Source organism: Mesorhizobium sp. B3-1-7, assembly GCF_006439385.1.
In the GTDB taxonomy this organism is placed as follows: domain Bacteria; phylum Pseudomonadota; class Alphaproteobacteria; order Rhizobiales; family Rhizobiaceae; genus Mesorhizobium.
Map to the genome: position 1 here is coordinate 137,459 of NZ_VFTL01000004.1, position 20,319 is coordinate 157,777.

The 20,319-nt window shown below is 62.9% G+C and carries 15 protein-coding genes; 7 read left to right on the forward strand and 8 right to left on the reverse strand.

The genetic code is table 11. The annotated features are described in order from the left end of the window. The first annotated feature begins 1 nt into the window (after position 1). Positions 2–2,023 (forward strand): non-ribosomal peptide synthetase, encoded by a 2,022-nt coding sequence (locus FJ417_RS04985; RefSeq protein WP_140782693.1) that lies wholly within the window; start codon positions 2–4, stop codon positions 2,021–2,023. 70 nt (positions 2,024–2,093) lie between these two features. Beyond that, positions 2,094–3,272, forward strand: coding sequence for an acyl-CoA dehydrogenase family protein (locus tag FJ417_RS04990; protein WP_140653920.1), 1,179 nt, complete (start codon positions 2,094–2,096; stop codon positions 3,270–3,272). A 404-nt stretch (positions 3,273–3,676) separates the two neighbouring features. Here FJ417_RS04990 and FJ417_RS04995 read toward each other — a convergent pair whose 3' ends face one another. After that, positions 3,677–4,522: a glycoside hydrolase family 16 protein gene (locus tag FJ417_RS04995; RefSeq protein ID WP_181183153.1), complete on the reverse strand. Its 846-nt coding sequence runs from the start codon at positions 4,520–4,522 to the stop codon at positions 3,677–3,679. A gap of 829 nt (positions 4,523–5,351) precedes the next feature. Between FJ417_RS04995 and FJ417_RS05000 the strand changes: the two genes are divergently transcribed. After that, positions 5,352–6,161, forward strand: a complete 810-nt coding sequence (locus FJ417_RS05000) for an FkbM family methyltransferase (protein ID WP_140782695.1) — start codon at positions 5,352–5,354, stop codon at positions 6,159–6,161. A 434-nt stretch (positions 6,162–6,595) separates the two neighbouring features. Here FJ417_RS05000 and FJ417_RS05005 read toward each other — a convergent pair whose 3' ends face one another. The 7 genes from FJ417_RS05005 to FJ417_RS05035 form a co-directional block, all read right to left on the reverse strand. Beyond that, positions 6,596–7,933 carry a hypothetical protein gene (locus FJ417_RS05005; protein ID WP_140782696.1) on the reverse strand — a complete coding sequence of 446 codons (1,338 nt, stop codon included), beginning with the start codon at positions 7,931–7,933 and terminating at the stop codon, positions 6,596–6,598. Between the two features lie 2 nt (positions 7,934–7,935). Further along, on the reverse strand, positions 7,936–9,198 hold the full coding sequence (locus FJ417_RS05010; protein ID WP_140782697.1) for a glycosyltransferase family 4 protein: 1,263 nt from the start codon (positions 9,196–9,198) through the stop codon (positions 7,936–7,938). A gap of 15 nt (positions 9,199–9,213) precedes the next feature. Next, a complete protein-coding gene (locus FJ417_RS05015) occupies positions 9,214–9,972 on the reverse strand; it encodes a DUF1616 domain-containing protein (protein ID WP_140782698.1) in 759 nt (252 codons plus the stop codon). Beyond that, positions 9,959–11,935 (reverse strand): hypothetical protein, encoded by a 1,977-nt coding sequence (locus FJ417_RS05020; RefSeq protein WP_140782699.1) that lies wholly within the window; start codon positions 11,933–11,935, stop codon positions 9,959–9,961. Before FJ417_RS05020 ends, FJ417_RS05015 begins: the two co-directional genes overlap by 14 nt. Further along, positions 11,935–13,080 carry a glycosyltransferase family 4 protein gene (locus FJ417_RS05025; protein ID WP_140782700.1) on the reverse strand — a complete coding sequence of 382 codons (1,146 nt, stop codon included), beginning with the start codon at positions 13,078–13,080 and terminating at the stop codon, positions 11,935–11,937. Before FJ417_RS05025 ends, FJ417_RS05020 begins: the two co-directional genes overlap by 1 nt. Positions 13,081–13,085: 5 nt before the next feature. Further along, positions 13,086–13,886: a glycosyltransferase family 2 protein gene (locus FJ417_RS05030; protein WP_140709935.1), complete on the reverse strand. Its 801-nt coding sequence runs from the start codon at positions 13,884–13,886 to the stop codon at positions 13,086–13,088. 619 nt (positions 13,887–14,505) lie between these two features. Then, a complete protein-coding gene (locus FJ417_RS05035) occupies positions 14,506–16,122 on the reverse strand; it encodes a hypothetical protein (RefSeq protein WP_140782701.1) in 1,617 nt (538 codons plus the stop codon). A 159-nt stretch (positions 16,123–16,281) separates the two neighbouring features. On the opposite strand from FJ417_RS05035, the gene FJ417_RS33900 reads away from it, so the two are divergent. From FJ417_RS33900 to FJ417_RS05055, 4 genes are read left to right on the forward strand one after another with little or no spacing between them, the layout of a single operon-like run. Next, the gene (locus FJ417_RS33900) at positions 16,282–16,581 is read left to right on the forward strand and encodes a hypothetical protein (protein ID WP_140782702.1); all 300 of its coding nucleotides are present in this window, start codon (positions 16,282–16,284) and stop codon (positions 16,579–16,581) included. Next, the gene (locus FJ417_RS05045; RefSeq protein ID WP_140782703.1) at positions 16,582–17,739 is read left to right on the forward strand and encodes a glycosyltransferase; all 1,158 of its coding nucleotides are present in this window, start codon (positions 16,582–16,584) and stop codon (positions 17,737–17,739) included. It abuts the gene before it with no gap. Positions 17,740–17,787: 48 nt separating this feature from the next. Beyond that, the gene (locus tag FJ417_RS05050) at positions 17,788–19,356 is read left to right on the forward strand and encodes a GMC family oxidoreductase (protein ID WP_210240638.1); all 1,569 of its coding nucleotides are present in this window, start codon (positions 17,788–17,790) and stop codon (positions 19,354–19,356) included. A 7-nt stretch (positions 19,357–19,363) separates the two neighbouring features. Continuing rightward, positions 19,364–20,263: an NAD(P)-dependent oxidoreductase gene (locus FJ417_RS05055; protein ID WP_140782705.1), complete on the forward strand. Its 900-nt coding sequence runs from the start codon at positions 19,364–19,366 to the stop codon at positions 20,261–20,263. The last annotated feature ends 56 nt before the right edge of the window (positions 20,264–20,319 follow it).

The window sequence follows — 20,319 nt, forward strand, 5'->3', positions numbered from 1 at the left end:
CATGAATGAAGTCCTACCTATCGCGGCGCAGGGCGTTGCGCGCCCCCTGCTGAGAGATGCCGATCATCGGGCGCTGGTTGTCGAGTACAACGCCACGGCAGCGCCCTACCCGTCGGACAGGACGATCATCGATCTCTTCCGCGACCAGGTGAGGCGTAGTCCCAACGCCGAAGCGATCCGTTTCGGTGACGCAATGCTGACGTACCGGCAGCTCGACGAACGCTCCAACCAGATGGCCACGCATCTAAGCTCGACCGGCGCTGGGCCAGGTCGGATTGTCGTTGTGTTCATGGAGCATTCCATTGAGGTCGTCGTCGCGATCCTGGGCGTCCTGAAGTCCGGCGCGGCCTATGTGCCGGTGGATGCGGCAACGCCCAAGGGGCGTCTCGCAACGATCCTGAAGGACATTGCCAACGGGACCGACGGGCGGGCGCCGGTGGCGATCACACAGGCGCGCCTTCAATCCGTCATGTCCCCGAACCTTGCAGACATTTTCGTGCTCGACGCCGATTTCGGGTCGATTTTGACTCAGCCGGACTCGGCCCGACCGTCCGCTGCCACTCCGGACAGCGCCGCCTATATCATCTTCACCTCCGGCTCGACCGGCACGCCCAAGGGCGTGGTGATCGAGCACCGGAGCCTGGTGAACTACATCTGGTGGGCCGCTCGGGTGTACGGTTCCAGCGAAGGTGACGCATGGCCCCTTTTCTCATCCCTCGCCTTCGACCTGACCGTTACCACGCTCTTTACGCCACTCGTCACCGGCGGCCGCATCGTGGTCTATCTCGGTGATCCCGGAGTCCAGAGCATGGTCGTGCTCAAGGTCATCGACGACAATGCCGTCGATATCATGAAGCTGACGCCGGCGCATCTCGCGATGATCCGCGACCGCAATCTCGATACCACAAGGCTGCGCAAGTTCATCGTGGGCGGCGAGGACTTCAAAACTGAATTGGCTCGCGATATCACGAACGCCATCCCCCACCCCATCGAAATCTACAACGAGTACGGACCAACCGAAGCCACGGTTGGCTGCATGATTCACCGTTTCGACATCGACCGGGATCAATCCGCATCGGTGCCGATCGGCGTTCCGGCCGCCAATGCGGGCATCTACGTCCTCGACAAAGCACATCGGCCCACCGCCCCCGGCATCATCGGTGAGATGTTCATTGCCGGCGACGGTCTCGCGAGAGGCTATTTCAATCGCCTTGACCTGACAGACGAGCGTTTCTTTACGGTCCCCGATCCTCGAGATGGGTTTTCGAAGCTGCGGCTGTACAAGACGGGGGATCTCGCCCGGTGGAACTCGGAAGGGCGCCTGGACTTTCTCGGCCGCGCCGATCATCAGGTGAAGATTGGTGGCGCACGTGTCGAGCTGGGCGAGATCGAAGCGCGGCTTCTCAAGCATCCACACGTTCAGGAATGCGCTGTCATCGCCATCGCCAACTCGACGACGACGCCAGCGACACCAACGATGGTCCAAATGGGCGATGCCGAACCGCCAGCGGACGAAGACGGCATAGCGCGACTTGTGGCTTACTATGTCTCGTCGAAACCCCTGACCGTCGCGGACCTGCGCGCGCACCTCGCCGAAGAACTCTTAGGATCCATGATTCCGACGCACTATGTCTGCCTCGAACGGATGCCGCTCACGTCCAACGGCAAGATCGACCGCTCGTCGCTTCCCGAGCCGATCGCGGAAAACTTCCAGCCTGCGCAAGAATTCGCCGCCCCGTTGACGGAGACGGAGAAGACGCTGGCCGCGCTGTGGTGCGATCTCCTTAAGGTCGAGGCAATCGGCCGTCGCGACAACTTCTTCGGTCTGGGCGGGGAATCGCTCCTGGTGATGCGGGCGGTGTCGCGCATGCGGAAGATCTTCGGCGTCGACGTGCAGCTTCGCAACCTCTTTGAGCGCCCGACGCTCGCCGAGCTGGCGGAAGTGATCGACGGAATGCGTTGGATGGCAAATTCCAAAGGCTCCCCACTCTCGGAGGGACCGAGAGAGGAGGTCGAACTCTAGCTTGCCGGAATGCCCCCGACCTTGGGCACCAATCCAGGCGGTGCCTTTGCATTGGACGCATGCAGAGCGGATGAAGATGATGGACAAAGCTTGGGTATCGGCACGAGAACCCGGACTGCCTTGGGTGGCGGCGGAATATGAGCTCTTGCGCGACCAAGTGCGCCGGTTCGTGGATGAGGAAATCAAGCCGTATGCGGATCTCTGGGAAGAGAACGGATTCATTCCTCGTCCGATCCTGCGCCGCATGGGCGAGCTCGGCTTCTTCGGCATCCGCTACCCTGCCGAGTACGGTGGTGCCGAGATGGACGCGGTCGCATCAACGGTCTTCGCCGAGGAGCTCGGGCGCTCGACCTATGGCGGCGTCGCCGATGCAATGCTGGTCCATGCCGACATGGCTTCCTTGTATGTCTTTCACGACGGCACCAAAGCCCAGCGGGCGCGCTGGATGCCGGGCATTATCAGCGGCGAGGTGATCACCGCGGTCGCCATAACGGAGCCGGATGCGGGCTCGGACGTGAAGGCCATCCGCACGCGTGCGCTGCGAGATGGCGACTCCTATGTGCTCGACGGTACGAAGCTCTACATCACGAATGGCGTCCACGCGGATCTCTACTGCGTCGCAGCCAAGACTGATCCCTCGGCAGGAAGCCACGGGATCACGATGTTCCTCGTCGAAAAGGGGACGCCAGGCTTCAGTGTCGCCCGCGAGCTGGACAAGCTCGGCTGGCGCTCCTCCGATACGGCGGAGCTCGTCTTCGACGGTTGCCGCATCCCCGCCGAGAACGTGCTCGGCGCGGAGGGACAGGGCTTCTACTCCATAATGCGCAACTTCCAGAATGAGCGCCTTGTTCTTGCAGGCATGGCGATAGGGATGGCCGAGGCCGCGATCGATATGACCCTCTCCTGGGTGAAAACGCGCCGCGCATTCGGGGGCGTCCTGTGGGACATGCAGGCGATCCGTCAACGTCTTGCGATGCTCTCTGCGAAAGTGGAGGCAAGCCGTGAGTTTCTCTATGCCACCGCTTGGCGCATGGCGGCGGACGACGACTGCCTGCGCGAAATCTCGATGTTGAAGGCCATCTGCGGCGAACTTGTCAACGAGGTGTTGTATGCATGCGTGCAGTTCCACGGCGCTATGGGCGTTATGCGAGAGAGTCCGATCGAGCGCATAGCGCGGGATGCACGCGTCCTATCCATCGCCGGCGGCGCGACGGAGGTGATGCTGGAGGTGGTCGCGTCGTTGTCGTGAGCCCAATGGGGACATCGCTCCCTGGCGTTGATTGTAGGAGGGCTGCGTTAAGGGCTCTTCGGACGGCGGGCAGGTTGATGGGGTCTTTCGGCTGTTTTTCCCAACCGCTCTCAGGCGGCGCTGAGTGGTATGAGCACCTGTCGATGCAGGCCCCGCCAGGAGCGGACTACGTCACGTCTGGGGCGCCGATCCGGCACCCACCGACGGCTTGCAGCCGCTGCGCCGGCCCGTCCCGCCGCTCGCCGCTTAAAGCGTGTCGCGCTGAAGCGGAGTCAGGCGACACGCTTTAAGCCTTTGTTTTCATGCATGTCGTTATCGCCGCTGCACACTTTTGCGCGACATGCATTAGTTCCTGCTCCGGTCTGTCGAGCGGTGCGTAACGCTCACCTTCGTGTCGTCACGCCTCAATGCTGTCGGTCCATGCTCAGGTGGTAGACCTGAACGTCGGTCACCTCCAGTACGAGCGTTGCCGGGGTCGAACTGTCGTAGGCCGTGTGCCAGCCAGACGCGCTGCTGTTGGCGATACTCAGACTAATGAGCAGGGTCATGGCACCGGTCGGCACGTTCTTAGTGACGGTTCGCTTGAGCACACCATCGAAATAGAACTTGATTGACGCGCCCGGTATGTACTCCATGCCCCAGACGTGATAGCCGGCCGACAGGTCCACACCAGCATCGAAGAACCGCTGCTCGTTGGTGGCAGCCAACAAAGCGTTTGCCAGCACTGCGTTGGCCGACACGGAGCTGTTGAGGAACCCGCCCTCCTGCGTGTCGATCTCGGCCCCGCCCTCGAGATGCCAGAAGCCTGGCCATCCGCCAGTGCTGACGTCCGGTTGCTTCATGCGTATCTGGGCGTAGCCACCGGCAAACGTGAACTTGCCGTGCGTGCAGATAGCGCCCGACTTCCACGTGTACCCCGCGAACCGGTTGCTTCTCGTCGCAACGATCTTCAAGCCTGATGGACCAGTGCTGATCTGAGCCGGGTCGAAATACTCGGCGTCGAACCCGCCAGCGTTCATCGCGGAGTACGGCGACGGCACGCTCTGCTGCCAGATACCGTTCTGGTCCGCGATCGCAGGTATCCACTTCGTGGAATCGAGCGAGTGCCCGGTGAAGGTGTCCTCGAATATCAGCTGACTGGTAGTGTACCCAGCTGGCGGTGGCAGCGACGACCCACCGCCTCCACCACTCGTGTCGCACGAGACGATCATGAGCGTTATCAAAGAAATGTACTTCGAGATACTTTTCATATGCCCCCCTCGTAACGAGGGCTTGACCAGGATGCGATTGCAATGGTCACCGCCGCTCACCAATCTTAAAGCGAAACGACGAGGGCCGGATAGTCGACCGTGACCAAGAGAGTATACCTCGACTATATTGCGGCGCGGCATATGGGCCTCGATGCGACCATGGGGCACGAGGTTATAGAAGTATCAGTCGGGTTAACACTGCTGCCTTTACCCTCTTGTCCTCGCCGCCGTGCATTATCCGACCACTGCAACGCCTCATCCCATGTCGCACGGCACATCCAAACGTCGCGCTCCTCATCCGGTGTGACCACGGCATGACCTTGGGATGAATCGGCTCGTTCGGCGCCGTCGTGAGGAAGCCATAAACGTAGCGCGGTCCGGGCAAGGGCTTGACCTTCGTCCGTCGGTCGCCGTTGAATGCCGTCCACATGCCTCATTGAGGGCGAGCCAGACCACGTTTTTTTGATCACCGGGCTCAGCTCGGAAGCGTACTCAGCGAAGCTGTTCGCCGGGACCAAGCAATGGCTTTCCGAGCTGTGCCACGCCAGCCGGTGATGCGAGGAAGTGCTCCTGATGTTCGTAGTTGGGAAACCTCCGGCTTGTGGCGGTGGCGGCATTATCCAGCAGTGGTCTTGGGGCGGCGTGTCGATGCTGATCTTCGGGTGGTACCTCTTTAATTCCCGCGATCAGACCTTGATCGAGTGATAAGATCTGCAAAACTGAACGAAGAACGTTGTGATGCCGCCGTCCGAGCGGCCCCCCTCCGAGCGGGCCCTTCGACAAGCCACTGGCAATAAATCCTGCACCGGTGTCATTGGATGGTTCCTGAATGCTCACAGTTTTGCTGAGAGATTCGGCTATCAAGCTGTATGTGCTGACCGCCAAGCTCGGCCTGCAGCGTCTTCCGATTTTCCACCGCGCCTATCTAGCGCTTTATCCCCTCTACAAAAGGTATTTTGAAGCAGGCCCGATCGATCAGCTCAGGGAATTCGTGCCAGGCGGATCGCTGGTCATCGACGTCGGCGCCAATGTCGGCTTCTTCACGCTCCGTTTTGCCGAATGGGTCGGCGACAGCGGAACGGTGATCGCCATCGAGCCGGAGGATCAGAATTACAGCGGCCTGATTTCCGCGCTCGAGCACGCAGGATTCCTTGGCCGCGTTGAGGCGCTGAGGGCGGTCGCCGCCGCCGAGCCCGGCACGACCTTTCTCGAAATCAACCCGCTTTACCCGGCCGACCACAAGCTTTCCCGGAACGGCACCGGCGTGCCGGTCACCGCCGTGACGCTCGACGGGCTGCTCGCGGACAAGGGACCCCGGCGCCCGGCGCTCGTGAAAATCGATGTGCAGGGTGCCGAACTGCTGACGCTTCAGGGCATGATCGAGATCCTGAGGTTCGCCCGGCCGGCCCTGTTCGTCGAACTTTCCGACCAGGGATTGAACAAGTTCGGGGCGTCGGTTTTGGTAGTCCTGCGCCTCTTGTCGGATAACGGATACGAGGGATACTTGCTGACCCGGACCGGGCGCCGAAAGGCAAGCCAATCCGAGATCGAGGCCAGAACAACCGGAACCAAATCTGCCGATGTGCTGTTTCTTCCTGACAGGCCGGCGAACAGCGCTTCGCACAGCTCCTTGAACTGAACGCCGTTCGTTAACCTCTTTCGGAAACCGGCTTCCCCCTGCGAAGCTTCGTCGTACTTCTGAGTGACGGAGGAATCGTCCGAGAATTTCATCGCGACTTCCATGGCGGCCTTGGCAGCGCCTTGGTAAGGTAGCGCTGGATGTTGATTTCCCGGTCGCGCTTGCTCGCTCACACTTGCTGGCTCAGGGATCCTTGCTGGCTCAGGGATCGCCTCGAATTGCGCCCTCCGCTGGTCATTCAGCGTGGCATAGAATCCTCAAGCGCGGCGCGCACCGATTTGACGCCATTCAGCATCACATCGAACCGCTTGCGGACCCCAGCCCTTCGCGCCGGCGACGTCATCACATCACTTTCGGCAATTGAAGCTTCGACGCGTCGCTCAGGCTTGCGCGTTCGAGCATCTCAAGTGCGTCCGCACAACGCGATCCGTCTTTCAAGTCTGGAGCGGCGACGGGGGCGATTCTTCGTGCACGAGGCCGGCGGCAGAACCAGATTTTATGGCGAAGGCCAAAGTCAAGGCCGCGCACACGCCCTCGATGCTGGTGGCGAGCGTCCAGCCCAGAACCAGGCCTTCAAGTCCACCGAGCCTCGCTCCAGCTATCACCAAGCCCAGCTCAAGCAATCCGCCAAGCGCGAACCAGGGAGATGCCTTGCGCATCCTGTCGCCCAACCGCGCCAGCGTACAGGCATGAAATTTAAGCGCTGTTCCCAGCAGGCTGAAGCCAAGGAAGCGCAGGCTCGAACCGGCGATTTCAGCATAGGCCGGATTGAAGACCGCAAGGATCCTCTGCGAATAGGTGAAGATGAAAACGGCGCAGACCAGCGAAAAAAGCAATGACGCCATAACCGATACAAGGATGTCGTGTCTGGATTGTTTCGGGCTCGCTCTCACCACGGGGAACAGGACTGTAGCCATGGCCGCGGGAATCAACGAGGCGATGGTGACCAGCATCCATAGGGATACGAAAGCGGCATTGATGGCCGGAGACAGGAGAACGAGCACAACGTAGGGCATGATGATGCCGGGAGCCTGCAAGGCCACGTCGAGCACGTAGTGGTCGAAGACCTTGCCCCGCAGCGTACGGAGCAGTTGGAAATCGGGAGACCCAACGAGGCGACGCGCACCGCCCCGGGTCAACAGGTCCACGCCGATGATGGACGCCAGAAGACCGGCCACCCAGCTCAGAAGAAGCGCGGTATGGGAGGTGTAGCCGCCAACCGCGGCGGTGGCGATCAGCATCAGCTTCAACGTGCAGAACAGCACTTGCCGGATCATCCTGCTGGTGGCGCGCAGGGTGCCCAGGAACGCCTGGTCGACCAAGATGGCGAGAACGGTCAGACCGCAGCCGAGGACGAACACAACACCCACGAACCAGCCGCCGATCAGTTCGGTAGAGCTGCTGAAACACGCATGCCCGAAGACGAACAACACGGCCAGCCCGACCCCCAGTGTCACCCCGACGCACGCTGCCGCGGCCACCAGGCCGCGTTCCTTACCGGGATTCCGGACGATCTCGCCGACCAGCATGGTCCCGATTCCTGCCTCGCCGAGCGTGCCGATAAGCCCCATCACGGACAGGAGGGCAGATGTGTAGCCGATCACCTCCGGCGGAAACAGCCGCGCTGCAAGCCACCAATAGACAAACCCGAGACCGGCCGCTGCAACCGTTCCGGTTGCCATGGCGCCGGAATTCATCACGAACGCGGCGCTCTTTCGAAGCTCTCGGCGCACGCGAGCAACGGCCGTCCAGGAGTGGTCTACCGACGTCATTGCTATCCCGAACCTTGCTGTGCCGGCACCGCGGATCTTCCGGGGGCTGGGCGCAGGACGTCCCGGTACACCTGCTCGATCCGGTTCACGACCACTCCGGCCTTGAGGCGCTCGATCCTGGCGAGGCCTGTCGCCTCCAGGCGGGCGAGCAGGGCGCGGTCCTCGATAAGTGTCTGCATTGCGCTGGCGAGGGCGCGCGCGTCACCGCTCGGCACGAGAAGGCCTGTTTCGCCATGATCGACGATATCCGGCATGCCGCCGATGTCGGTTGCAACAACTGCCTTTCCGGACGCCATCGCTTCCATGATCACTGTCGCGCAGGCTTCTGGCCCCACCGACGGCAGCACGCCGAACAGTGAGCGCCGCCACGCATGCATGATGGCGGAATGCGGCCACATGCTGAAGACTCGAACGTTCGGCGGAAATTTGGTTGGCGTATCGGCGACCTGGCGCCCGATCAGGACAAGTTGTGGCGCTCGCTCCAGACTGGCATAGGCCTGCAGGAGAACGTCAATGCCCTTGAGGCGCGTCAAGTCACCGACGAACAGGATGAATCCATCCCCGGGGAGCTCCCGCAGGCAGGCATCTTCTGGGCCAAGCACCCCGACATCGTCGGGCACGAAGTTGGGGATAACGTCGTAAGGGGCGTGGCCTTGGGTGAGTCCGTTGTGACGGGCCACCGCGTGGCTCACCGCGATAAAGCGGTCCACCACCCGCCGAGCGGCGAAGCTCGACGCCCAATTACCCAAGGTGGTCATAGCTGCCTTCACCGCTCCGTAATGCCCAGTGGCGCAAGGCAGGCACTTGGCCGCCGCGGGGCCACTGCAGAGTTGGACGCCCAAGTGCATGAAGTTCTTCTTCGCGCAGACAAGGCCGTAATCATGGAACGTAACCACGAGGCGTGCCCCACTCAGACCTTTGAGCGGCAGGAAGGACGCGTAAATCCAGTTGTGGGCGTGAACGATGTCCGGCTGCTCCTGGGCTACCAGCCGCTTCAGGGCAAGCACCAGTTCGGGATCCGGGAAGGGCGGCGCATGGCGGCGCTCGGGATCGGCGTGAAGGCCCGACAGACGCTGGAGCGTGCCGCGCAGGCGATGCACGCGGACCGCGCCGTCAAGCTCAGTTTCGGGCGATCCGGGATGCATCGAGGTCCCGACGCTGACATGATGGCCCCGCCGCGCCAGCGCCGCGCCCAGATTGCGGACGTGCCGCTCCTCTCCCCCGATTACCGGAGGATAGAATTGCGATAGCAGCAGGATGCGCATGATCGAGCCTTCATTTCAGAAGCGCGGCACTAGCGTCGAAACGCTGCGATACAGCCGGTTGTCTTGCGGTCGATAGAGCCGGGCTTCGGCCCTCTGGCGGATTGCTACGGCGGGCACTGGGATTTCTCGCGCCCAGGTATCGCCCGGCGCGACGGCGACCGATCGGAAAACGGCGAACGGTTGCCCATCAAGGGTGATTTCCACGTCGAACCGCTGAGTTTGGGTCTCGGCGCTCCTGATGCCAACCGTGATCCGGTCGCGCTCGCCACTGGCTGATGGCAACAACCAGAACTCGGTGTATTTGAATTCCCGGTGGGCCGCTTCGTCTCTGACGGCAAACGCATAGGCCCCGGTCGCCACAAGCACCGCCAGCATGAGCACGGCTCCCTGCCAAACCCGGACCCGCGCCAAAGCCGGCCAAGCTGGCAGATCGGGAGTGTCGCGGCGGACGGCGGCCACCAGTGCCGCGGCGGCCGTCACGATCCAAAACCACAGCGCCCAGCCGAGCGGCGTCAGGAAGCCTGCGGCGTTCAGTGCAAAGCCCCCAACGATGCCGACGGCGAGGCTTGCTCCGACCGCGTAGACGATGTGTTGCAACGCGGAGGTCGTACTGACGCCAATGGCCCGCAACACCGTGTGGCCCGGGACGAGGAACACCACGGGTGCGCCCAGGGCAACTCTGAGGAGCGCGCTGTCGCTGAAAGCAACGGCCGCCACCGCGGCCCCCGCCCAAAGGTATGCGGCCAGAAGGTCCCGCTTGCTAATGGTTCTCATGCAATTCCCTCACGTCGTAGATGACGATCCAGCCGTTGTCGTAGATGCGGGTGACGCCCTTGACGTCATTGAACTTAAGGAGCGCTGCACCCGAGAGCGGCGTTCCCTGCCGCCGTTGCCACGGCTGAAAGTAAAAGCCGAGCACTGGCGGAGCCGTGCTCAGGCGCCGGTCAACCAGCAGGAAATCGATGTTGCTTCCCGCCAAAGCCCAAAACTCCCCTGGCCCCAATGTCTCGCCTTCGAATATGCTCGCGGAATCGATGCCTTCTCTGATCTTGACCCTGACGTCCTGCCGGCCGTAGCTCGCAAGCAGAATGCTGTTGATGCGGTCGGAGATGAAGCGGTTGCCGGCACCGAGCCATTCCTTGGCCCAGCGTGCCGTTTCGATCCCCATGGGCTCGATTGATTCCTGATCGGCCGCCACTCTATAGCGCCCATCGATCGGATTGATCGTGGAGCTCGCGACGCCGCCCAGGACGATGACCGCCAGAGCACCGGCGGGCGCGATGCGGCGCCACCCGCGCGGCGCGCGGCCCTGCCAGAAGTGGACGATGCTCACTGCGACGACCAGCCCAACGCCGATGAACACGAACGTTCCCATGCGGTTGCCGATTTCCCATCCGCTGACGGTCAGTCGGAAGGCCACAGAGATCGGGAGCCCGAAGGCCAGCAAGGTGAGGAGCAGGAGGCGGCTGTCACGCCAGCGGCATTTGAGAATGTCCCGGATCGGAAGCCAACCCGGCCGCGCACCACTGAGCGCTGCGATGGCGAGTGACCGAAAGAATCCCGTTGACAGTCCGAGTGCCAGCAGCAGGAGCGCCAGCAAGGTGGTCAGTTGCAGGTAGAAGGCCTTGGCCGGCGCTTGAAGATGTTCCGACGCCGGGGTGGCGGTGCCAAGGATCATGCCGAGCAATGACTGGAAGCCGGCCCCGATCACCGGGCCGAGATAGCCTGCGAGAGGGATGCCACGGAACTGCATCCACAGGAGCGGCAGGGCTATGGCCAGGATCGCCGTGAGACCCACGCCGATCCTGGCCTCAATCCGCATGGGATCGTGACGGCGCAAAGCTTCGAGACCCGCCAGCGCTCCGAAATAGATGGCGGCGAAGGCGGCCGAGACGTGATGTGTGACCGCGAGGCTTGCCAGCAGCAAGGCTATCAGCCCCAGCGACTTGAGCCTCAGTCTCCCGACGAGATCCTTGGACGCCGCTTCGACCGCGAAAGCCAGCACACACAGCACGATGCCGAGGCTCTGGTAGGAGAAACTTGAGTCGAACAGGAAGAAGGTTGAGCAGCCCATGTAGGCCAGACAGGCGATAGCCGCGATACGCGGCGATCCGACGATGCTTTCGAGGAACAGAAACAGGGCACCGATGAACGTGCCCTTGAGGATGGCCAATAGGAGCGTTCCCGCCACTAACAAGGGCAGTCCCGTCAGATCGACGATCGCCGTCGTCACGATTTCCAGGGCGGGATACGTTGGCCCGATCGGGAAAAGCGGGTTGGGCAGAAACAGCCGGCGAGCAGTGATGAGATCTTCGGCTGCGATCCAATGCAAGAACTCGTCGTAACCGCTGAAGCTCGTCGGGGAATAGACCTTCTTGCAATAGAACAGAGCTTCGACAAGCAGGAACAGGAGGAACAGGCGCTCACCTCGGGCTGTCGTCGGCCAAGCGATGCGGAGGCTGGTCGGAACGACCAGGAGGACCATACCGGACCAAAAGAGCGCGGGCGCCACGTCATAGCCCCGGCGCCCGGCTGCGTGCCCGGCCACGACCAGGAGCAGAGCCGTGGCGACGGTCAGGCACAGTATCGCGATCCAACCGTATTTGGCCCGTTGCGGCGGGGCATCGGCGCTGCCGCCGTGAAGATCGGGACCGATAACGGCCGATAAGAGCCGTATCCCGGCCTGGAGTGGTTTGATCCTGGTTCCCGCGGTGAAATGAACCTGCGTCATCAGCATCATACCCTCGTCGCGGGAGGCCAGGATGTCATGCCGCCGGGGGCCGAGCGAACCGTGGATCGGCTGCTCAGGACATCACAATAAACGTCGCTCAGTGCTTGCGCGCAGGCATCCCAGTCGGGCAGCGCCAAATCCGGGATCTCCCGATGGGCCTCCAGTTCCTCGGCCATGGCGGCGGCCAGCTCTCGCGGATCGGCGTTGCGCGGAATCGCCCGGCACAGGCCATTGGCGGCCAGCTCCCGCAGACCGGACGTGTCGCTGACGAGGACCGGGCGGCGCAGCGACAGGGCTTCCATCACGGCGACCGGATGGGCTTCGTATTCGCTGAACAGCACGAACAGCGCGGCGCTCGCCAATAGATCTGCCATTTCCTGCCGCTCCGAGGCGCGGATACCAGCAATTGTGACCCGCCTCTCGAGGCCGAGCGTCGCGACGAGGCGCCGCAATTCTCCCTCGTACGGGCCAGTACCGACGATGTGCAGTCGCACGTCCGGTACCCGGCGGATCAGTTCGGGCAAGGCTGCGATCGCCCGGTGGTGGCCCTTATAGCGCTCCAGCCTGCCGCCCGAGACGATCAGGTGCGGATCGACCTTGACGCCGGGGCTCGGAGCCGGCATCGCGGCGCCGTTCGGGATGACGACAAACCGCTCCCGCGGCAGGCCCATCCTCCGGCTGAAGAAGTCGGCTTCGAATTCGGAGACGCCGATCAGCCGCGCGGCCCGGGCTACCAGCGGCCGGAGCAGCATATGCTGGGTGCTGCGTATGGCGTTGCGCAGCCGGGAGGAATGCCCGCCGCTGTGGAAGGTCAGGACGAACGGCAGCTGCCCGCGGACGGCCGCGAGCAGTCCGATCGGCACCACGAAAGTGCTATAACCCTGGAAGTGGATCAGATCCCAAGCCCCGCGCCGGATCGCGGTATAAATGCCGGGTGCCACATAGAGGTCCAGTTCCCTTGGCCAGGCCGGCACGCGCCGCACACGCATGCCGCGCACCTCCTCCTCAACCGGCAGCTCCCCCGAGGGATCGGTAGTGAGCACGTCGACCGAGTGGCCACGCGCTGCCAAGCGGGGACCGACTTCCTGGATGTGAGTTTCAGTGCCGCCCATGAAGGGGTAGCAGCGAGCGGCAACCATCAGAATTCGCATCAGGCTTACCCGCCATCATCACAGGCTGTCGCGCCCCGCCCGTGTTGTTGGTACACCCACTCACGCAAGATGGTCTTGAGGACGCGCCAGCCGTCTGGGATGGCGCGCAGATGGCTCACACCGCTGATGCGCGGAGCCTCGAAACTCGCCACCTCGACGATATTGAGGTGGTTCTTCAAGGCCCGCACGTTGATGAGGGTCTCGATCTCGAACCCATCGCAGTCGCAATTGAGCGTGCTGACGTGTTTGGTCCAGAAGGCGATGTATCCGTAGCATAGATCGGAGAACCAACCGCCATAGAGGAGCCGCACGAACAGGGTCAGCCCCCTGTTGCCGAACATCCGGAACAGCGACATGTCGTCGGTGCCGGCGCCCTGGATAAAGCGTGAACCCTTGACGAGATCCGCGCCGGCCATCAGCGCACTGACAAAGACGATCGCCTCCTCCGGGACCATGGAGCCGTCAGCGTCCAGCATGACGATGATGTCGCCTGTGGCGGCCCGGAATCCGGCCTGCAGTGCGGCGCCCTTGCCCCGCCGGGGCTCCATGACAACCTTCACGTCCTCGCGTAGGCGGCGCGCGACCGCGACGGTGTCGTCGGTCGAACGGCCATCCACGATGATGATCTCGTGCGCCCAGTTGGGGATGCGCGGCAGAAGCCAAGGAAGGTTCTCGGCCTCGTTGAGCGTCGGCACGATGAAGCTTACTCGGGGCAGAGCCAGCGATTGCCGCAGCCCGAACTTAATTGGGTCAGGCGGCGATACAGCACTGACGGGGGTGAGTACACTGGAGAGACCGGCATTCATGGCAGCGCTGCACGGTCGAGCGATGGGCCGCAGGGGGCGGGCTGGAAACGCGCCAAGACTGCCGATAGGCGCCCGGCGCGATGATGGGCCGAACGATAGGTTCCGGAAAGGAACCGACACAGAATTGCAGCCACGCCCCCGGGTGCAACTGTTCTAATCATACGCAGACTCCCAGACATGCTGAAAAGATCAGATGAAACAAGAACGTGAGTTAAGTGAGCATTGCTGATGGGACCCCGCAATGGAAGCTCCAATAGATGGTTAGAAAGCACCATAGGTGATTAGCTCTTTGTGGTTATCCCTTCAGGTTAGCTCGGGGCCAAGCAACCAAGGCAGATGGCACGGTGGCGGCACGATCACCTTCACCAGTTGCGTCGGCAGCGCTGCCAGACGTGAGGAACCGACAGCAGCGCGATGCCTTCACGCCAGCGAGGACAATCATCGACCTGCGGCCTGGATCCCGGGCGACAGGCTCTCCGGGCAAGCAGAATGCGGCGAACATCGCCGGCGCGATGAACCTCGCGCGCAACGCCGACATTGCCATTGGCCAGAACTGCGAGGCTCCGCATGTGGGCTCGCTTCTTCATTCGGCCGTGATTTCCGGGGCTACCCCTTAATCTTACGCGCGAGAAGGGTCGAGGCCGCCCGGCCCTTCGCGGGCGGCGTCGTGGGCCCGATCAACTGGCCACGCCAACTGTCCCGGACGAGAGAGGGGCCACCCATGCGACGTTGAGGCCGGCACCTCGGGTGCAAGCGGCCGATACGAGGTCGTGACCTGGCGCAAACCACGGACATGACCGAACAGGTCGATCACCTCCAGGCCAGACCGGCGGTTGTAGGTGTGACACCCGAACGCTTCGGACCAAATGCCACCGACCGGGGTCTGGGCAAACGCCGACGCGCCGAGCGCATCGATCCGGCAGAACGTCACCGCGCCGCCATAGCTGCGAGCGCAGTCCTGGACCGGGCGTAGCAGGCGTCCGCCGTGTCGGATGACAGCGCCTGCGGGACGGCTGAGCGCAGCATCGAGCAGGACGGGGTTTGCGGCATGGGGCGTCCAAGGCCCCGTCAGGCTCTCGCCATGGTAGAGGCTGAGGACATCCCAGGACGTGGACCTCCACAGCCTTGGGCTGACGAAAAACCAAAAGCCGCCCTCATGGCGCAGCGGCGTGGTGTCGTAGCCCTCAATGCCTTCCAGGAGGCAGGCCTCCCGCTTCCACCGGTACGGGAATTCGACTGCCCTGTAGAGACTGACATTCCTTGCCGCCCCCGATTCGGGGATCATCCAGACCTGCCCGTCCTGCTCGAACACGAACGGGTACGAGAGGTGGTGCGGCTCCTCCAAGACGATCTGAGGTGCGCCGGCGGTCCCGCTCCGGTCAGCTGTCACGACCGCAATGCACCCCCGGTTCTTTGAATAGAGGTACTGTTCGACGAAGATGAAATCCTGCCCCAGATACCGGAACGGGAACGGGTCGGCAAGGAAGCTGCCGGTGTCTCCGGTGAGCACGTTGAAAGCTGCTTCGCCTTTGTCGAGCAGACTCGCCGCCTGGTCGAAGCGCCAGCCGATCCCCCACGATCTGCCGCCTCTCGCCAACCTGTCCAAGAACGCGATTGCCTTCGATGCCGCCGTGCCAGTCTCCCATGCAATGGCCGAAAGCGCGCCGAGCGAAGGCGCGGCCGTCGGCGGACCGGGAACACCGGACGGAGCTGAACTGGTTTCCTCGCGCAAGGCTTTTAGAATCAGCGCCACAGCGCAGGAGAGGACGCTGTCGAGACCGGCTGCGAACACTCTACGGTCCACACTGGCCGGACGCGCCATCCACGGCTGCGACGGGCGCGCCGAATCGTAGAGGTCAACGACAAGGTCCTGATCATTCGCCAAGGCCGTCATGACTCCAATCTCGCTCGGTAGCCCGTTGAAGAGTGGAGTGAGCACGCGTCGTCCCGACGGGAGCGGCTCTTCGCCGCTCAAATTGATCACCACATCCACTTGGTCGGTCGGCAGCGGCAGGGATCGCAGCTCCGCCTCGACGGAGCCGGTGACACCGTTGACACGGTAGCCATAGAGTAGTCGTTCGAGTTCGATCAACAGGCGGAAGATCAACGGCAGCGGGCGGCAGCCAGCCGCGAAAGCGCAGGAGACATCGTTGCCGGGCACTTCGGCAAGCGCCTCCGCCAGCCACAGATGCCAGCGCAGCAGCCGCGACGGATCGAGACTCAAGCAAATGCGCATTGTTGTTCTCACGGCGAATTTCAAGCAGACGACAGCTTTGACGAGCACCCGCAGCCAGGCACCACTATGCCCGATCAATGCGGGGCTGTGCGAGGCCAGAGGAGGTAATCCTTAGGGGCCGTTGCACTCGGCGCCCGGCGAGAGCCACATGCAGGGATGATGGCTGGCTGGCAACGGGCGAAATACTGGCTGCGCAATGCTTCCGGAACGAACTTCACGTTGGACGGCAAGCCGTTCTTCGTGACCGGCGTAAACAACCACTATCTGACCTACGGATCGCAGGACGAGGTCACCCGCGTTCTCGCCAGCGTCGTGCTCTGTGCCGACCACACTCGATCGTTCGGACGATTTGAACGACGACGCCGCGGCGGTGCGCCGCCGGACCATCGCCCGGTTTATCGAAGAGTTTGGGAACACATTTGGGAACACATTGGCAGCTCAAGTCGGGAGAATTCCTAAATGCGTATTGCGCAATCGGGTCCACCGATCGGCGTTGGCCAGGAAAGCCACGTCCGCAAGCCAAGTATCGGTCTCGCCCGCCGCAAACCTGACGTTGCCGCTGCCACAACCGGTCAGCCTAGATCGCGAACCGAGCAGCCCGAGGATGGCGTCGGCAGCGAGCGCCGGCAGATTTCCCCCACGATCTCGGTGATTATCTGTGCCTACACTGAGGAAAGATGGGAGCTGATGCTCCAGTCGGTGGCCTCGGCACAGGAGCAGACCTTGCAGCCCTGCGAGATCATCCTATGCGTCGATCAGCCCTTGTTTCGCCGTTGTGCCGCGCAGTGGGCTGATTTCGCCGCATCCACCCCCCCGGTACGGGTGATCCAGAACAAGCATGACGGGCATCTGGGGTCGGCCCGAAACACCGCAGCCGAAGCCGCTGCCGGAAATATCCTGGCGTTCCTGGATGACGATGCAGCGGCCGACAAGGACTGGCTCGAGATTCTCACCGCCCCGTACCAGGATGAGCGCATCGGCGCCGTCGGCGGGCGCCCCATACCTGTTTTCGAGACCGGCCGCCCGGCCTGGTTCCCTGTGCAGTTCGACTGGGTGTTCGGATGTGCTTATGATGGCCTTCCGACCGGCCGAGGCCCTTTGGCCCGCCTCATAGGAGCCAATATGTCGGTGCGGCGGATCCTCCTCGAGCAGGTGGGAGGGTTCCATTCCGACAGGCACGACGACATGGACATGTGCCACCGCGTGGCGCACATCAAGGGCAGTGACGCGGTCATCTATGAACCGGCGGCGACCGTCCGCCACTTCGTACCCGCCTCACGGGCGACCTGGAAGTACTTCTGGCGTCGCTGCTTCTTCGTCAACAAGGGGAAGGTCGAGGCCTTTGCCCAGATGGGCGACGCCGCCACGCTGAGTGCAGAGGCCCGTTTCGTCTGGCATGCGCTGACCAAGGGTGTGCCGAGGGAGATTTTGCAAGCGGCCAAGGGTGACGCCGCCGGACTGGCCCGGTCCGCAGCAATAGTCGCTGGCGTGGGGCTGGCCGCGGCAGGCCACGTCGCCGGCCGGATCGAGCTGGTTCGGCGCTTTCGCCGGCGGCGCCAACAGGCAACCAAGCAGATACTGGACACAGCCGCGCAAGGCGGTGGCCGCGGGAAGTAGATGCCGTCTTCGATAATCATTGGTTCGGGTCCGGCTGCAGCCGCCGCCGTGTTGGCGCTGTCCGAGAAACCGGACGAGAAGATAACCGTGTTCGATCCGGGCACCGTGCTGGAGGCGGAGACGCAGGAGGTGATCTCCAGGCTGTCCAAGCTGCGTGTCGACGACTGGGACGAGGAGGACGTCCGCCGGATCAGCCTGCAACCCAAGCGGCTCCAATCCGATTCGCTGCCTGAAAAGAGAAGCTACGGATCCGATTTCCCTTTTGCCAACAAGGGTCAGCTCGACGGCGTCCACTCCGAGGGTAGAGTCAACTCGGCTGTCATATCAAGCGCCTACGGGGGGTTCAGCAATGTTTGGGGGGCCCAGATCATGCCCTTCAGCGCCGCCACGTTGAAGGGATGGCCGTTCGACTTCTCGGATATGGAAGAGCACTATCGGACGATCCTGGGTCACATTCCTTTCGCTGGAGAGTCCGACGATCTCGAGGAGTGGTTCCCGCTCATCGGATCCCCGGACCCGCTTCCGCCGCTGGCGCCGCGCACGCAGATGGTCCTGGCCAACTACGACAGGCACCGCGATCGAGTGCGCTCCGCTGGAATAACGATAGGCCGCGCCCGGCTCGCCTTCTCGGCGCCCGAATGCCAGCCCTGCGGCCTATGCATGACCGGGTGCCCGCGGTCGCTGATCTTTTCGGCCTCGCACAGCTTCGATCGCTTCAGGCGCAGCGGGAGGATCGACTACCATAGCGGGCTGCTCGCGGTGCGAGTCGACCAGGAGGGTGCCACGGCCGTCGTGCAGGCCCGGGAGCTGTCCAGCGGCCGGATCCAGCGATTCACAGCCGACCGGGTCTTCGTGGGCTGCGGAGCAATCGGGACCACCCGGCTGATCCTGGGCTCGCTCGGATCTGGCCAGCCGGTACATCTTTCGGAATCGGCCCAGTTCGTTCTTCCAATGATGTCCATGAAGCCGACCCCCGACCCACGCACAAGGCGCGAGTTCACGCTCAACCAATTCACCATGGCCATCGTCCAGGACGACGAGGGCTTCGATGTCTCATTGATTCACTTCTATCCGTTCAACCAGGCATACCAAGATGCGCTTCCCGGCTTCCTCCAACACCGCGCTGCCGCCTTCGCAACGGATCGGCTCCTGAGCCGGTTGACGGTAGGCCTGGGCTACTTGCCATCCTGGGCGTCACCCAAGGTCCGGGTCAGCGCCCAGGTGTCCGCAGCTCCTGATGAGCTACCCCAGATCACCCTCACTTCGGAGGGCTTCAGCGAGGCCAAGGTCAGGGGCAAGAACGTGCCTCCGATGCTGCCTGACGTAATTAAGCGGATCCGCAGGGCTGCACCCTACCTTGACCTGTGGCCAGTCACGCCGCAGATGCTGTGGTCGGGCGGGGCCAAGAGCTACCACTTTGGCGGCAGCTTTCCCCATGCCAGAGAGCCGGATTGCGGACGTGCGACGACAGACCGCCTCGGGCGGCTGGCGCGCTGGGACCGGATCCATCTCATCGACGGATCGGTTTTCCCGAATGTTCCAGCTACCACCTTTACCCTGACTGTGATGGCCAATTCCCATCGCATCGCCTGCGAAGCGATGCAGCTGACGGGTTGAGCGTTCCATGCGGGTCGGTATCACCGGAGCCAATGGATATGTCGGGACCATCCTGCGCGCCGCCTTCGCCGAAGAAGGGCATGAGGTCATCGGCTTCGCCCGTTCGAACCGGGTGACCTCCGAATCTGCCGCCGGCGTCGCCGAGTGGCGCCCATACGAGATCAGGCGCCCGCCATCGGGGGCTGCTCTCAGCGACCTGGATGTGCTCATCCACGGTGCATGGGACCTGACTCTCGTCAGCGCCGGTGAAGTGTGGGGTGTCAATGTGTCCGGCTCGCAGCACCTGCTCCGCAATGCCGCCGACGCAGGGGTTCGCCGGGTCATTTTTATCTCCTCGATGTCCGCCTATAAGGGAACCCGGCAGTTGTACGGTCAGGCGAAACTGGCCTGCGAGCGCACGGCCAGCGCCCTGGGAGGTGTCTCCACCCGCCTCGGACTGGTGTACGGCCCCGGTTGGGGCGGAATGGCAGGCGCGCTCCGTAAGCTCACCAACCTGCCGATGACACCTCTCATCGGGGCACGTTCCCATCAGTTCACCGTGCATGAAGTGGATATGGCGGCCGCCATGGTGCGTATTGCCGAGTCGGACATGCCCCTGCCGGAACCAGTGGGGCTGGCCCATCCGGAACCCGTACCGTTTCGAAGGCTCATGCAAGAGATCGCAGCGTCACAAGGCAGAACATTGCGCGTCGCTCCCGTTCCCTGGCAGATCGTCAGTGGGGTCCTAAAGGCAGCTGAGGCCCTGCATGTTCCCCTGCCCTTCCGATCCGACTCCATCCTTGGGCTTGTTCACCCGGCGGCGGAGGTTCCCGGCGTAGAACAGCTCAAGCAGCTCGGAATCGAGTTTCGGAGCTTCTCGCTGGGCCGCGACCGACCCTCATCAGGGACGTTGCGTCGATATCCTTGATCGAAGACCCGTCTCGATGCGCCAGCGACACAGACGGCGAAATTGTGCGGTTCGGC

What these genes read in the sequence shown, in the direction of transcription:
- FJ417_RS05055 (WP_140782705.1), top strand. Translation starts at nt 19,364, where the DNA reads ATGCGGGTCGGTATCACCGGAGCCAATGGATATGTCGGGACCATCCTG.
- FJ417_RS05035 (WP_140782701.1), bottom strand. Translation starts at nt 16,122, where the DNA reads ATGCGCATTTGCTTGAGTCTCGATCCGTCGCGGCTGCTGCGCTGGCAT.
- FJ417_RS04990 (WP_140653920.1), top strand. Translation starts at nt 2,094, where the DNA reads ATGAAGATGATGGACAAAGCTTGGGTATCGGCACGAGAACCCGGACTG.
- FJ417_RS04985 (WP_140782693.1), top strand. Translation starts at nt 2, where the DNA reads ATGAATGAAGTCCTACCTATCGCGGCGCAGGGCGTTGCGCGCCCCCTG.
- FJ417_RS04995 (WP_181183153.1), bottom strand. Translation starts at nt 4,522, where the DNA reads ATGAAAAGTATCTCGAAGTACATTTCTTTGATAACGCTCATGATCGTC.
- FJ417_RS05005 (WP_140782696.1), bottom strand. Translation starts at nt 7,933, where the DNA reads ATGACGTCGGTAGACCACTCCTGGACGGCCGTTGCTCGCGTGCGCCGA.
- FJ417_RS05010 (WP_140782697.1), bottom strand. Translation starts at nt 9,198, where the DNA reads ATGCGCATCCTGCTGCTATCGCAATTCTATCCTCCGGTAATCGGGGGA.
- FJ417_RS05015 (WP_140782698.1), bottom strand. Translation starts at nt 9,972, where the DNA reads ATGAGAACCATTAGCAAGCGGGACCTTCTGGCCGCATACCTTTGGGCG.
- FJ417_RS05045 (WP_140782703.1), top strand. Translation starts at nt 16,582, where the DNA reads ATGCGTATTGCGCAATCGGGTCCACCGATCGGCGTTGGCCAGGAAAGC.
- FJ417_RS05000 (WP_140782695.1), top strand. Translation starts at nt 5,352, where the DNA reads ATGCTCACAGTTTTGCTGAGAGATTCGGCTATCAAGCTGTATGTGCTG.
- FJ417_RS05020 (WP_140782699.1), bottom strand. Translation starts at nt 11,935, where the DNA reads ATGCTGATGACGCAGGTTCATTTCACCGCGGGAACCAGGATCAAACCA.
- FJ417_RS05025 (WP_140782700.1), bottom strand. Translation starts at nt 13,080, where the DNA reads ATGCGAATTCTGATGGTTGCCGCTCGCTGCTACCCCTTCATGGGCGGC.
- FJ417_RS05030 (WP_140709935.1), bottom strand. Translation starts at nt 13,886, where the DNA reads ATGAATGCCGGTCTCTCCAGTGTACTCACCCCCGTCAGTGCTGTATCG.
- FJ417_RS33900 (WP_140782702.1), top strand. Translation starts at nt 16,282, where the DNA reads ATGGCTGGCTGGCAACGGGCGAAATACTGGCTGCGCAATGCTTCCGGA.